General features: G+C 74.8%; 12 protein-coding genes. 8 read left to right on the plus strand and 4 right to left on the minus strand.

Features of this window, described 5'->3' with window-relative positions; all coding sequences use genetic code 11:
• Positions 1–246 precede the first annotated feature (246 nt).
• Positions 247–4,671, minus strand: a complete 4,425-nt coding sequence (locus AWW66_RS28060; RefSeq protein ID WP_067372481.1) for a S8 family serine peptidase — start codon at positions 4,669–4,671, stop codon at positions 247–249.
• Between the two features lie 301 nt (positions 4,672–4,972).
• On the opposite strand from AWW66_RS28060, the gene AWW66_RS28065 reads away from it, so the two are divergent.
• The gene (locus AWW66_RS28065; RefSeq protein WP_067372484.1) at positions 4,973–5,875 is read left to right on the plus strand and encodes a hypothetical protein; all 903 of its coding nucleotides are present in this window, start codon (positions 4,973–4,975) and stop codon (positions 5,873–5,875) included.
• 197 nt (positions 5,876–6,072) lie between these two features.
• Here the strand turns inward: AWW66_RS28065 and AWW66_RS28070 are convergent, their stop codons facing one another.
• On the minus strand, positions 6,073–6,447 hold the full coding sequence (locus AWW66_RS28070) for a DsrE family protein (RefSeq protein WP_067372487.1): 375 nt from the start codon (positions 6,445–6,447) through the stop codon (positions 6,073–6,075).
• A gap of 12 nt (positions 6,448–6,459) precedes the next feature.
• Between AWW66_RS28070 and mtfM the strand changes: the two genes are divergently transcribed.
• Positions 6,460–6,564 (plus strand): small membrane protein MtfM, encoded by a 105-nt coding sequence (gene mtfM / locus AWW66_RS36150; RefSeq protein ID WP_036376929.1) that lies wholly within the window; start codon positions 6,460–6,462, stop codon positions 6,562–6,564.
• A 118-nt stretch (positions 6,565–6,682) separates the two neighbouring features.
• On the plus strand, positions 6,683–7,273 hold the full coding sequence (locus tag AWW66_RS28075) for a heme-binding beta-barrel domain-containing protein (protein ID WP_067372489.1): 591 nt from the start codon (positions 6,683–6,685) through the stop codon (positions 7,271–7,273).
• Between the two features lie 126 nt (positions 7,274–7,399).
• Here the strand turns inward: AWW66_RS28075 and AWW66_RS28080 are convergent, their stop codons facing one another.
• Positions 7,400–8,272 (minus strand): aminotransferase class IV, encoded by an 873-nt coding sequence (locus AWW66_RS28080; protein WP_067372492.1) that lies wholly within the window; start codon positions 8,270–8,272, stop codon positions 7,400–7,402.
• A 101-nt stretch (positions 8,273–8,373) separates the two neighbouring features.
• Here AWW66_RS28080 and AWW66_RS28085 point away from each other — a divergent pair, with 101 nt between their 5' ends.
• The 4 genes from AWW66_RS28085 to AWW66_RS28100 all read left to right on the plus strand — a co-directional run bounded on the left by AWW66_RS28085 (position 8,374) and on the right by AWW66_RS28100 (position 11,985).
• Positions 8,374–8,784 (plus strand): Fur family transcriptional regulator, encoded by a 411-nt coding sequence (locus tag AWW66_RS28085; RefSeq protein ID WP_083979073.1) that lies wholly within the window; start codon positions 8,374–8,376, stop codon positions 8,782–8,784.
• Positions 8,781–9,893: a CAF17-like 4Fe-4S cluster assembly/insertion protein YgfZ gene (gene ygfZ / locus AWW66_RS28090; protein WP_067372506.1), complete on the plus strand. Its 1,113-nt coding sequence runs from the start codon at positions 8,781–8,783 to the stop codon at positions 9,891–9,893. The genes AWW66_RS28085 and ygfZ overlap by 4 nt, the downstream gene beginning before the upstream one ends.
• A 122-nt stretch (positions 9,894–10,015) precedes the next feature.
• Entirely contained in the window at positions 10,016–10,843 is an 828-nt protein-coding gene (locus AWW66_RS28095) for a beta-keto acid cleavage family enzyme (protein WP_067372509.1), read from the plus strand.
• Positions 10,844–11,025: 182 nt separating this feature from the next.
• On the plus strand, positions 11,026–11,985 hold the full coding sequence (locus AWW66_RS28100) for an asparaginase (protein WP_083979069.1): 960 nt from the start codon (positions 11,026–11,028) through the stop codon (positions 11,983–11,985).
• A gap of 17 nt (positions 11,986–12,002) precedes the next feature.
• On the opposite strand, the gene AWW66_RS28105 is transcribed toward AWW66_RS28100, so the two are convergent.
• Complete coding sequence (locus tag AWW66_RS28105) at positions 12,003–12,827, minus strand: alpha/beta fold hydrolase (protein ID WP_083979074.1); 825 nt, start codon at positions 12,825–12,827, stop codon at positions 12,003–12,005.
• A 119-nt stretch (positions 12,828–12,946) separates the two neighbouring features.
• Here AWW66_RS28105 and AWW66_RS36575 point away from each other — a divergent pair.
• Positions 12,947–13,669 (plus strand): helix-turn-helix domain-containing protein (locus AWW66_RS36575; RefSeq protein WP_425413312.1); only part of this gene is annotated, 723 nt, incomplete at its 3' end.

Raw genomic sequence — 13,669 nt, forward strand, 5'->3', positions numbered from 1 at the left:
CGGGCCAACGAAGGTGATCGACATCGGTGTTGCAACCACCGGTTGAGCCCAAGTCTGGCGGCCATTCGGCTCCAAGATTTCTCACGGCGCGCCTCGGGAGTGGCGACAACTGGGGCATAAAGGGACGAAATTGTCTGCCTGTCGGTCAGATCTTCTCGTGGAATGATTTTGCCGGCAAGAAGGGGCGGGCATGACGGTGGCCGCCGACCCGGGTGGGTCGACGGCCACCGTGGGTGACCCGAGGGGTCAGATGCCGGTCGCCCGGGTGCAGGTCGAGGCCGGACTCAGGACGACGTCGAGCGTGTGCACGATGCCCGCGTCGACCCGGATTCGCTGGACCTGCGGCACCCAGCCGTCCTTCGCCACGATCACGTCGTACCGGCCCCGGGGCAGCCACCACACGTAGCGGCCCTGGGCGTCGGCGGTGAGCGTGTAGCCGGTGGTCGAGTCGACCAGGTTGGCCCGGACGGTGGCCGGTACCCCGACCGTCGCCCCGCCGCAGGTGACCCCGGTGACGGTGCCCTGGAGCTTGCCCCAGCTCCCCGGCGGGGAGACGTTCATCTCCACCGCCACCGGCGACACCGGGTACGGGGTGTTGGCGACGAAGCCCAGCTCACCGGTGAAGGTGCCGGGTTGGACGACCCCGGCCGCCGCCGTCGCGGTGAGGGTGACCGTCACCGTCTGGGAGGCGCCGGGAGCCAGGGTGAAGCTGGCCGGCGAACTGGACAGCCACGGCAGGTCGGTGGCCTCCGTGCACTGGTCCAGCCCGGTCAGCCGCTCACTGTCCGCCGAGCCGACGAACGAGCTGGGCGAACCACCGATCTTGTACGCCCCGCACGCCGCCGCGCCCCGGTACCGGCCGAACCCGACGTTCGGCAGGTTCTGCCAGCTGCCGGCCACCGGGTCGTACCCGAGGGTGACATTGGTGACGCTGGTCGAGCCGCCGGTCACCCCGCCGGCCAGGATCAGCAGCCCGCCGGCCGAGGCGTACTGCGAACCCCAGAGGTCCACCGGCAGGTTGGGCAGCGCGCTCCAGGCGTCCGCCCCCGGGTCGTACCGCCAGGCGTCGGTGTACTCGGTGCTGCCCACGCCACCGGCGCAGTAGAGCGCGCCACCGATCCCGCCGCAGGCCAGCCAGGAGACCGCGTGCGGGTACACCGCCCCGGTGCGGAACGCGCCGGTGGCCGGGTCGAAGACCACCAGCTTGTTCGAGTCGGTGCAGGTGGCGTCGAGGCAGCCGCCGACCAGGTGGATGCGCCCGTTGACCACCGCGCCGCCGGCCGCCGCCGCCGGGGCCGGGTTGACCGCGCCGGGCACGGTGCTCCAGGTGCCCGCCACCGGGTCGAAGACGTCCACCGAGGCGACCGGGTCGTCGTCCGCGCCCCACCCACCGAGCACGTACAGCTTCCCGCCGACCGCCGCCGCGACCGGCTTGGACCGGGCGTTCGGCAGGTCCGGCAGCGCCGACCAGGCGCCGGTACCCGGGTCGTACACCCAGGCCTTGCGCTCCAGGCCGGTGCCGCCGCCACCGCCGACGGAGTAGATCCGGCCGTCCAGGTTGGCCGCCGCGTTGTCGTAGATCGCCGCCGGCAGCTTGGCGATCGGCGCCCACGCCTCGGCCGCGTTCCCGCCGGAGCCGGTCGCGCCGGCCCGGCCGGTGACCCCGCCGCCGTACCCGGTTCCGGTCCGCTCCTTGCTGATGCCCTTCACTGGGACGTCCTGGCGGGGCGCTCCCGCCCGGTTGACCAGGGTCTCGAACCCGCCACCGCGTTCCAGCAGCTCGACGGTGGCCGGCGCGCTACCGGTGTTGCGGACCGTCACCCGCGTGCTGCGGGTGCTGCCGTACGCCTGGTGGGACTCGATCGTGGCCGGCGTGACGGTGAGCCGGCCGGCGGCGAGGGCGAAGTCCGCCCGCCGGGCGTCGTCGGCGACCACGGTGACCGGCTTGGTCAGCGGCGGGTACGGCGTGCGCGCGGCGGTGAACGGGTGCTCCCCGGTCAGCCCGGAGAACAGGTGGTAGAAGCCGTCCGGCAGGTTCGCGTCCTCCGGGGTGGCCACCGTGGTCGCCCGGTCCTGCGGCCGGTCGTCGCTGGTCACCGTCGCGCCGACCACCGGCGCCCCGGTGTTGCGGTCGGTGACCGTGCCGACCACCAGACCGCCCGGCACCGGCGTGCACTCGCGGTTGACGAACTGGACGTTGTCCACCTGCCACCACCAGGCGAAGGTCCCCTTGAACCGGAACCGGACCTGGACGCTCGCCGCGCCCGCGGCCGGGGTCAGCGGCACCTCCTCGACCCGGGGGCCGCGTCGGCTGGTGGTCTGGTGCCAGACGGTGGTCCAGGTCGCCCCGGCGTCGGTGGAGACGTCGACGTCGGCGGTGTCGCTGATGCCGACCGCCCGCCAGTCACTGTTGAACCGCAGCACCGGCGCGGCGGCCCCGGACAGGTCGACCGTGGGGGAGACCAGGTCGGTGTCCTGGGTGTTGCCGCTGCCGAGCTGGTCGGAGTCGACGATGGCGAAGCCGCCGCTGCCGCCGGTCAGGTTCCCCCGCCGGCCCAGGTCGGTGAAGACCCAGCCACCCTTGTCGGTCCGGTTGCGCACCGTCCAGCCCGCCGGGGCCGTGGTGCCGTCGAAGCTCTCCGACAGCAGCGGCGCGCTGAGGCTGCCGGAGTAGCCGGCGGCGACGCAGGCCGGCTCGACCGGTACCGCGACGTCGACGGTCTTCGCCGTGTCGGTCACCGTCACCTCGGTCGGCACACTGCGGTAGCCCGGGTACCGGGCGGTGGTGGTGAGCCGGTACGTGGCGTCGCCCGGCACGATGACCGAGTACCGGCCGGTGACCGGGTCGGTGAAGACCGGCGCGCCGGGGCGGCCGGAGACCTCGATCGAGGCGTACAGCGGCCAGCCGTGGCCGGAGCCGTCGGTGACCCGGCCGGAGATGGTGACCGAGGCGACGGCCCGCAGCGTGAAGTCCCGGACCACCGCGCCGCCCTCGGCGACGGTGACGGTCTCGGTGCGCTCGCCGTAGCCGTACGCGCTGGCGGTCAGGGTGACCTCGCCGGCCGGGACGGTCAGCGCGTACCGGCCGTCCGTGCCGGTGACGGCCCGGCGGGTGCCGGCCGCCACGGTCGCGCCGGCCACCGGGTCGCCGTCGGCCGCGTCGGTGACGGTGCCGCTGACCCGGCCGACCGGGCCGCGCGGGGCCTGCCCCACCGCCGCGTACGCGTCCAGCCGGCCCTCGCCGAAGACGTTGTTGTCCTCGGCGGTACCGCCGCAGGTGGTGGCGTCCACGTCGATGGCGGTCTCGTCGAGCAGCGCCTCGGTGGCCGCCAGGTCCCCGCGCAGGGTCGGCGCGGCGGACCAGATCAGCGCCACCGTCCCGGAGACGTGCGGCGCGGCCATCGAGGTGCCGTTGAACGAGGCGTACCCGCCGGGGACGCTGGACCGGACGTTGCTGCCCGGGGCGGCGATGTTCGGCTTGAACGCGGCCGGGTCGGTGGCGTTCCCGCGCCCGGAGAAGTTCGAGATCGCGTTGGTCGAGGTGTACGAGCCCACCGCGTACGCGTTCGCGTTGTCCCCGGGGGAGCCGGCGCTGCCGCAGGCCGGGCCGTCGTTGCCGGCGGAGAAGACCGGGAACATCCCGGCGGCCCGCCAGGCGGCGATGGTCTGCTGGTACCAGGGGTCCCCACCGTCCCCGCCCCAGGAGTTGTTCACGATGTCGGGGCGCAGGTCGGGGCGCGGGTTCTGCCCGTTGGCGTCGGTCGGGGCGAGCACCCACTGACCGGCGGCGAGCAGCGAGGCGTCGGAGCAACTGTTGCTCTCGCAGCCCTTGGCGGCGATCCACTTCGCGCCGGGGGCCACACCCACCTGGTTGCCGGCCCCGTCGTCGCCGACCATCGTGCCCATGGTGTGGGTGCCGTGGTCGTTGTTGTCACAGGGCGCGGTCCCCGCGCAGACGTCGGCCGGGTCGAACCAGTTGTACGCGTGGTCGAAGCTGCCCCCGCCGAGGTTGCCCCGGTACGAGCCGACCAGCGCCGGGTGGTCGTACGCCACCCCGCTGTCGATGTTGGCGACCACGACACCCTCGCCCCGGGTGGCGAACTCGTCCCAGACCTGGGGCGCGCGGATGTTGGCGATGCCCCACTCCACGGCGTCGGTGCGGGCCTTCGCGGTGCCCGTCGACTCGGGGCGGACCAGCGGGTAGCTGCGGCTCGGCTCGACCCGCTCCACCTCGGGGCGGGCCGCGATCACGTCGAGCAGCGCCCGGTCGCCCCGGACCCGCAGCGCGTTGGCGATCCAGTACGCGGTGTAGGAGGCCTTCCGCTCGTCCAGCACGGCCCGCAGGTCACGCTGGGTCCGGTCGGCGGTGCTGGTGAGCAGGCGGTGCACCTCGCGGGCGCGACCGTCGGCGTCGCGCAGCTTCGCCGTACCGTCGAGGGGGGCGCGTTCGCGCAGGTACACCAGGAAGGTCGCGGTGCCGGCGGCCTCGACCTGGCGGACCACCTCCTGGTCGACCTCGGCCCGCGCGGCCGACGGCGGCGCGGCCGGCGCGCCGGCCCGGGTCGGTGCCGCCGTGGCGACGGCGGGCTGGGCGGTGAGCGCGAGCAGGGTCGCCGCCAGGGCGACCACCGATCTGCGCAGCGTGGACCGTCCGGTGGGTCTTTCGAACACTGTTCCTCCCCACGATGACGGGCCCGATCCGTTTCGGGCCCGGTGGCGTGCGCCGGGGTCGCGGCCACGCCGGAGCGGGTGGGGCGGGTGGTGACGGATGGCTGCCCCCGGTTCCGCTGGGAGTCATGTTCTTGCGCAAAGAGAGAACGATCAATGGCTTGCGCTGTCGGCAATCAGTCAATATGTTTCGATGAATCGGTACCCGTGCGGGCCGCCGGTGTGCTCACCTGTCCACCCGTCGCCGCCCGGCTCCGGCGCGGGCCTCGGCGGTCGGGTCGGTGCCGCGTGACACCATGACCGGGTGAACGCAGCCGCCCAGACCGGGTACGTCCCGCCACCCGGGCCGCCGGAGCCGCCGCCCGCCCGCCCCTGGCCGCGCTGGCTGATCGCCGCCACCGTCGCCTGGGCTGTGCTGCTGGCGGCGCTCACCTGGATCTCGGCCGGCGGCGACGAGCCGACCGTCCGCGAACAGCGCACCCTGGCGGAGGCCGCCCCGGTGGTCGACCGGGCGGTCGGCGCGGTGCTCGGTGCGGCCGGCGCGGAACCGGTCGTGCTGCTCGGCCCGGACCGGCTGGACCCCGGCTGCCGGGTCACCCCCTTCGTGGAGGGCGCCACCCTGGTCCGCGCGGTGGAGATCGTCGTCCCCGGTGACCAGGCCCGCCCGCTGTTGGAGCGGATCGCCGCCGGCCTGCCCGCCGAGTACCAGGCCCGGGTCCGGGTCAGCGACCGGGGCGCCCGGCTCTCCGCCGACGCCGGGGAGTTCGTCACCGTCACCGGCGAGTTCGTCGACGCCAACGGGGAGCCGGTCACCGCCGCCGACGGGCCCGACGCGCCCGGCCGGGTCCGGGTCAGCGCCGACACCGGTTGCCGCCCGCTCGGCGGCTACCAGCAGCTCGCCGCTCCGCCGGCCGGCCCCGAGGTGGACGCGCTGAGCCGGGCCCTGGCCGCGCTGGGGCGGCCCGCGTCGACCCCACCCGAACTGCTCATGACCACCTGCCCCGGCGGCGACCGTCGGGCCCGCACCGTCCGGGTCAGCACCGACCCGCCGGCCGACCCCGCCGCCGCCCGCCCGGCCTCCGCCGGCGCCCTGCTCCTGGACACCCCCGACGGGTACGCCTACCGCAGCGGCCCGGTCACCGTGCTGGTGGACCACTCCAACGCCCGTCTGCACCTCGCCGCCACCACCCCCTGCCCCGCCCCCTGACCCCGCCTCCTGACCCGGGCCTGGACCTGGCTCATCCGGGGCTCCGGCTGCGGGAAGCGTCACGCACGGTGACGGCGCGACAGGAGACATGCTTGTCGCGGCGTATACCTGGGGGGAATAATTATTCCCCCCAGGTATACGGGCGGGAGAGGGTATGTCGCCCGGCGGTCACGCCCGACCGGGCGGGGTGGTTCCGGTCAGTAGACGAGCGACCGCGCCTCGTCGGCCATGATCTCCTCGACGAAGACGGCCGCGCCCGCGATCCGTACCCCTGGCAGGACGTCGTCGGGGCCGATGTCCCGGCGGGCGGCGCACTGCGTGCAGGCGGTGACCCGGCCGGTCGTGAGGATCACGTGCAGCAGCTCGGCCAGGGGCGCGGAGTGCGGCAGCTCGAACTGCTGGGCCCGCCCCGGCAGGGCGAACCACGTCGACTCACCGGTCAGCCAGAGCGAGACGTCCACCCCCGCGGCGGCGGCGGTGGAGGCGACGGTGAACGCCTGGGCGCACCGCTCCGGGGCGTCCGCTCCGGCGGTGGCCTTGACGACGAGAGTGCGGGCCATGGCGCCCAGCATAGGATGACCGGCGTGGTCACCGAGATCGGGTTCGTCAGCCTGCTGGTCGCGGGCCTCGGCGCGCTCGCCGGTGGCCTGGTCTACCTTGCCGTACGCATGTCGAGAGGACGCTGGTGAGCGCGAGGAGCGAGCCGGGTTTGCGAGCCCCGCAGTCGCGAACGGAGTTGGGCTTGGTGAGCGCGAGGAGCGAGCCGGGTTTGCGAGCCCCGCAGTCGCGAACGAAGGGACTGGCCGCGTGAGCGACGAGAACCCGCTACAGCCGCCGTGGTTGAACGCGCCCCCGGTCGACGCGTACCCGTACGAGGAGAGCCACGACCTGCGGGTCGGGCCGAAGCTCCACCCGACGCTGGACGGCCTGCTGCCGTACGTCGGGGTGTGGCGGGGTCGGGGCCGGGGCGGCTTCCCCAGTATCGAGGACTTCGACTTCGCGCAGGAGATCCGGATCAGCCACGACGGCCGGCCGTTCCTGTTCTACGAGTCCCGGGCGTGGCTGCTCGACGAGCAGAGCCGCCCGGTCCGCCCGGTGGGGCGGGAGGTCGGCTGGTGGCGGCCGGTGCTGGCCGGTGACCGGGCCACCGACGAGCTGGAGGCGCTGATGAGCACCCCCACCGGCGTGATGGAGCTGCACATCGGCAAGCGCACGGGCACGCAAATCGAGTTCGTCACCGACGCGGTGGTGCGGACCGCGACCGCCAAGGAGGTCACGGCCGGTCAACGCCTCTTCGGCATCGTCGAGGGCGCCCTGCTCTACGCCCAGGAGATGGCCGCCGTCGGCCACCCGCTCTCCCCCCACCTCTCCGCCCGCCTGATCCGCGTAGCCGGCTAACCCCGCCCTTCCACCCCCCCACCCCCCCACCCACCCCCACCCGTCCCCGTCCCCGCCCCCACCCGTCGCGTTGATCATGGAGTTGGCGGCTGTCCCGGTGCCGCGTGCCGGCCGCTAAGTCCATGATCAACGCGGCTGGGTGGGGGTGGGGTGCGGGTGGGGTGGGGGTGGGTTGACGAGGTCGGTGATGGTGCGGGGGGCCGGGGGGAGGGCCTGGCCGTCCAGGGTGCGGATCTCGGCCAGGCCCCGGAGGGACGAGGCCAGCCAGACGGCGTCGGCGGACCGGAGCTGTGCGGGGGTGACCATCCGCTCGGCGGGGGTGAGTCCGATCCGGCCCGCCTGGTCGAGCAGCCACCGGACGGTCACGCCGGGCAGGATCCCGGTGGCGGCGGCCGGCACCGTGCACAGGGTGTCGCCGGCGAGCCAGACCACGTTGGCGGTCGGCCCCTCCAGGGCGTACCCGTCGGTGGAGACCCAGAGGACGTCGTCCACGCCGTGGCCGGCGGCCCAGCGGCGGGCCGCGCTGCTCGCCGCGTACGAGGTGGACTTGATCCCGGTCGGCAGCCAGGCCAGGTCGGGGCGGGCGGTGGCGGCCACGCCCAGCGGCAGGGTGACCACCGCGATCCCGGTCCGGCGGGCCCGCCGGACGGCCGCCGGCACCTCGCCCAGAGTGGCGTAGACGGTCGGCCCGCCGCCGCCCTCCGGCCCCCGGGTGCAGACCAACCGGAGCGCCCCCTCGACCTCGGGCGGCCAGTCGACGCAGACCGCCGCCAGCAGCTCGACCAGCGCGGCGCGGGGCGGCAGCGGCAGCGCCACCAGGTCGGCCGCCCGGCCCAGCCGGTCGAGGTGCCGGTCGCGCAGCCAGGGCCGGCCGTCGCGCAGGTGCAGGGTCTCGAAGAGGCCGTCGCCGTGCAGCACCCCCAGGTCGTCGCCGCGCAGCACGGGCTCCCCCGCCGGCACCAGTCCCCGGCCGAGTACCGCGATCCTCGACGTCACCACGATCGCCGAGGGTAACCGCACCGGTCCGGACCGACCGGCGCACGGCCGTGGCACGGGCAGCGAACTATGATCGGACGGTGTCCGAATCCAGCCTGGCCGAGATGCTGCGGGCCCGTGGGCTGCGGCTGACCCCGCAACGTCAGTTGGTCCTCCAGGCGGTGCTCGACCTGGGGCACGCCACCCCGGAGCAGGTGCACACCGCGGTCCGGGAGGTCGCCGCCGGGGTCAACATCACCACCATCTACCGGACGCTGGAGCTGCTGGAACGGCTCGGCCTGGTGACCCACACCCACCTCTCGCACGGCTCGCCGACCTACCACGCGGCCGGCGAGCACCGACACGTGCACCTGGTGTGCCGGGAGTGCGGGGCGGTCGAGGAGGTCGAACCGGCGCTGGTCCAGCCGCTGGCCGACCAGTTGGCCGCGCAGCGGAACTTCTCGGTCGACATCGAGCACGTGTCGTTCTTCGGCGTCTGCGGGCGCTGCCACGACGGGAACGGGGACGAAAAGTGATCGACATCGCCGGGGCGGTGACCGCCGAGAGCATCGACGAGCAGACCCGGGACCAGCCGGAGCCGGCGCACGCCGCCGCCGGGGTGCGGGGCGTCGCCGCCCACTACGGCGACCCGATGCGGGAGCAGCGCACCCTCACCACCGCCGTCGGGCTGGTCGACCGCTCGCACCGGGGGGTGGTCGCGGTGCCGGGCGAGGAGCGCGCCGGCTGGCTGCACACCCTGACCACGCAGCACCTCGCCGACCTGTCCGCCGGGCAGGGCACCGAGCTGCTGGTGCTCTCCCCGCACGGCCACGTCGAGCAGCACGCCATGGTCGCCGAGGACGGGGAGACCACCTGGCTGGACACCGAGCCGGGGATGACCACCGGGCTGCTGGCGTACCTGGAGAAGATGCGGTTCTTCAGCCGGGTCGAGCCGCGCGACGCCACCGCCGACCACGCGGTGCTCAGCCTCGTCGGGCCGGAGGCGACCGGCGCGCTGGAGACGCTGGGCGTGACCGGGCTGGCCGAGCCCGACGTGGTCGCGGTGCCGGGCCCGAAGTTCCGCTCCGGTGAGCTGCCGGCACGACCCACCGCCCGGTACGACGTCACGCCGCTGCCGGTCGGCGGCTGGGCCCGCCGGGTACCGCTCGGGGTGGACCTGCTGGTGGCCCGGGACCGGATGGACCAGGTGGTCGCCGAGTTGCGCGGCGCCGGGGTGCCGGTGGCCGGGCTGTGGGCGTACGAGGCGGTCCGGGTGGCCGCCCGGCGGGCCCGGGTGGGGGTGGACACCGACCACCGGACGATCCCTGTCGAGGTGGACCTGGTCGCGCCGGCGGTACACCTGGACAAGGGCTGCTACCGGGGGCAGGAGACGGTGGCCCGGGTGCACAACCTGGGCAAGCCGCCGCGTCGTCTCGTCCTGCTGCACCTGGACGGGGTGACCACCGACCAGCCGCCGGCCGCCGGCACCCCGGTGACCCTCGACGGCCGGACGGTCGGGTTCGTCGGCACCGCCGTGCACCACTACGAGCTGGGCCAGGTCGCCCTGGCCGTGGTCAAGCGCAACGTCCCCGACGACGCCCGCCTCCTCGTCGGCGACACCGCCGCCGCCATCGACCCGGCGTAGCGGGTGTAAGGAGGGGCCCCCTATTAACGTTTCCGGTAGAGGAAGGGCCCCTTCCTCACCCGCCGCTGTGTCGCGGTCGCGGTGTCCGGCCCGGCCCCAGCAGGGCGTCTAGGATCGCCGGCATGACGACAGGGACGTTGATCACGGTTGCCCCCACCGGCGCGGAGTCGGCGAAGGCGGAGGTCCCCGCGCTGCCGGTGACCCTCGACGAGCTGCTGCTGACCGCGAAGGAGTGCGAGGCGCTCGGCGCCGCCGTGATCCACGTCCACATCCGCGACGACGAGGCCAGGCCGACCCTCGACCCCGGTCGGCTGCGGGAGACCGTGGCGGCGCTGCGCGAGGCGACCGACCTGATCGTGCAGCTCTCCACCGGGGGCGCGGTGACGGACCCGGAGGCGGCCCGGCTCGCTGTCCTGGACGCCGCCCCGGACATGGCCTCCTGCACCATGGGTACGGTCAACTTCGGTGACGACGTCTTCCTCAACCGCTGGGAGTTCGTCGTTGACCTGCACACCCGGATGCAGGAACGCGGCGTCGTGCCGGAGTACGAGATCTTCGACCTCGGCCACCTGACCGCCCTGCAACGCCTGCTCGGCAAGCACGGCCTGCCGCACGGCGGGCACGTGCACGTCGACTTCGTGATGGGGGTGCCGGGCGGCATGCCGGGCACCACGGCGACCCTGGTCGCCGCCGCGCAGATGCTGCGCGACCTGCCCGAGGGGACCACCTTCTCGGCCACCGGCATCGGCCGCAGCACCCTGCCGGTGCTGCTGGCGTCGCTGTCGGCCGGCGGGCACCTGCGGGTCGGCATGGAGGACACGGTGACCTACGCCAAGGGCCGCCCGGTCGAGTCGAACATGCAACTGGTCGCCCGCGCGGTGGGCTTCGCCCAACTCGCGCAGCGCCCGCCGCTCACCACCGCCGAGGCCCGCGACCTCCTCGGCCTCTGAAACCCCATCGGGTACGGGCACCGTCGCCTCGCCCCCTGCGGAAGCCCGCCCCCTGCGGAAGCCCGCCCCCTGCGCAGGCCCGCCACCTGCGTAGGTGAGAAGGGGACCCTTCTCTACCGTATGCGTTAAGAGGGGGCCCTTCCTTGCTCCGGGCGGCGGGGGCGTGGGTACCGTTCCGGCTCGTGGGCACGACGTATCAGGGTGGCGTACCGCTCGCCGAGGTGGTCCGGTCCGGCTTCGTGGAGGGGCTGCACCGGGGCTCGGTGGTGGTGCTGGACGCCGCCGGTGCGGTGCTGGCCGGGGCCGGCGACGTCCACGCGCCGATCTTCCCCCGCTCGGCGAGCAAGCCGATCCAGGCGGTCGGGATGCTCCGGGCCGGGTTGCGGCTGGCCGAGCCGGCGGACCTGGCGCTGGTGGCGGCCAGCCACGCCGGTGAGCAGGCGCACGTCGACCGGGTGACGGCGCTGCTGCGCGGCGCGGGACTGGCCGAGTCGGCGCTGCACTGTCCACCCGACCTGCCCATGGGCGGTGCCGCCCGGGAGGCGGTGCTGCGGGCCGGCGGTGGACCGACCCGGACCCGGATGAACTGCTCGGGCAAGCACGCCGGCATGCTGCTGACCTGCCTCGCCGCCGGCTGGCCGATCGACGGGTACTGGCGGCCGGAGCACCCGTTGCAGCAGCGGCTGCGCGACACCGTCGAGGAGTTCGCCGGTGAGCCGGTCGCGGCGGTCGGGGTGGACGGCTGTGGCGCGCCGGTGCTGGCGATCTCGTTGACCGGGCTGGCCACCGCCCACCTGCGGCTGGTCTCCGCCGCGGCGGGCTCCGCCGGGCACGCCGTCGCCGCCGCCATGCGGGCGTATCCCGAACTGGTCGGCGGTACCGGGGCGGTGGACACCGGGCTGATGCGGGGGCTGCCGGGCGCGGTGGCGAAAATCGGCGCCGAGGGGGTCGTCGCGGCGGCGGTACCTGGGGTCGGCGCCGTCGCCCTCAAGATCGACGACGGTGCGGAGCGCCCCCGGATGCCGGTGCTGGTCTCGGCGTTGCGCCGGCTCGGCCTCGACGCCCCGGTGCTGTCCGGGTACGCGCGGGTGCCGCTGCTGGGCGGCGGCGTCCCGGTGGGGGCGGTCCGCGCGACCTGGTGAGGGGGTACCCGCCGGGGTCACCCCTGACGGGCGGCACCCCGCCCGCCGGTGGTGACGAGGAAGTCGAGCAGGGCGGCGTTCACCGGGGCGGGGCGTTCCAGGGGCAGCAGGTGGCCGGCGTCCGGCACGTCGGGCAGTCGGACCGCGCCGGGCACCTCGGCGGCGATCCGGTCGGCGAGGCGACTGATGTCCGGCACGTCCGCCGCGCCGGCCGTGACCAGCACCGGCACCGACAGCTCGGCGAGGCGCCCGATGGCCGGCGGGTCGAGTTCGGCGACCTCCACGGCGCTGAGTGCCAGGTCGGCGGCGAGGGCCCGGCGGTCCATCTCCTCGGCGAAGGCGACCAGGCCGGGGTCGACGTCCTCCGGACGCCGTCCGGGGCCGACCACCCAGAACCGCACCTCGGCGGCGGCGCTGGCCGGGAAGTCCTCCGGATCGACCTCGCCGACCAGGCGTTCCCAGAGGTCGTTGGCCTCCTCGGACCACTCGTTGCCGGAGACGGCGCTGCCGAACAGGGCGAGTCCGTCGACCCGTTCGGGGTATGCCAGGGCCGTGTCGATCGCCACCGAGCCGCCGAACGAGCACCCGACGAGGGTCGCCCGCGCGATACCGAGGGCGTCCAGCAGGCCGACCACGTCGTCGTGGTGGGCGAACGGGGCCGGCGGCAACCCGGACTCGCCGTACCCGCGCAGGTCGGGTACGACCACCCGGTACCGGGTGGCGAGGACGTCGACCTGTTCCCGCCACATCCGCCGGTCGGCGATGCCGGCGTGCAGCAGGACCAGGGGCTTTCCGGCACCGAGGTCGTCGTACGAGAGGGGCGTGCCGGTCGCGTCGATCATGGTCACCGGGGGACGGTACGTACCGGATGGTGGGGTCCGCAAGCGGCGGGGTGAGACGTTGCTAACTGGGGCTAGCGCTTTGCTTGCAGGAGCTAGCAGGGGTCGGTAGCGTCGGGTTCATGGCCACTGGAAAGGACCTTCCCGACGTCGGCGGGTTCATTCGCGACCTGCGCCGCAACGCCAAGATCTCGCTGCGGCAACTCGCCGACCAGGCAGGGGTGAGCAACCCGTACCTGAGCCAGATCGAGCGCGGCCTGCGCAAGCCCAGCGCCGAGGTGCTCCAGCAGCTCGCCAGCGCGCTGCGGGTCTCCACCCCGGCGATGTACCTGCGGGCCGGGCTCCTCGACGACAAGGAGGGGCAGGGCGTGCTCGCGGCGATCGCCGTCGACCCCGACCTGACCATGGCCCAGAAGCAGTCGCTCACCCAGATCTACGAGACGTTCCGGCGGGAGAACGCCCGCCTCGCCGAGGCGACCGCCGCCCAGCCGGAGCCGGCCACCGGGCCGACCGGTGCGCCGCAGCCGGAGGCGTCCCCCGGGGCCGAGCCGCCGTCCGGAGTGGTGCCGCCGGCTGGAGCGGTGCCGCGGGCCGGGACCGCTCCGCAGGCGCCCGGCACCGTGACGCCCGCCGCCACCGGGCCGACCACGCCGGAGGGTACGCCGACGGAAGCCGTCCTGGAGTCGGTCGCGGTGACCGAGGCCGGCCCGGCACCCGCCCCGACCGGCACCCGCGCGCCCGCGAAGCCGGCCGGCGCGCCCGCCGCCACGACCCCCGAGCCCGCCACCAGGACCACCGCGCCGGGCGCCCAGTCCACCGCGCCGGGCGCCCAGTCCACCGCGCCG

The organism is Micromonospora rosaria (genome assembly GCF_001567585.1).
Classification (GTDB): Bacteria; Actinomycetota; Actinomycetes; order Mycobacteriales; family Micromonosporaceae; genus Micromonospora; species Micromonospora rosaria.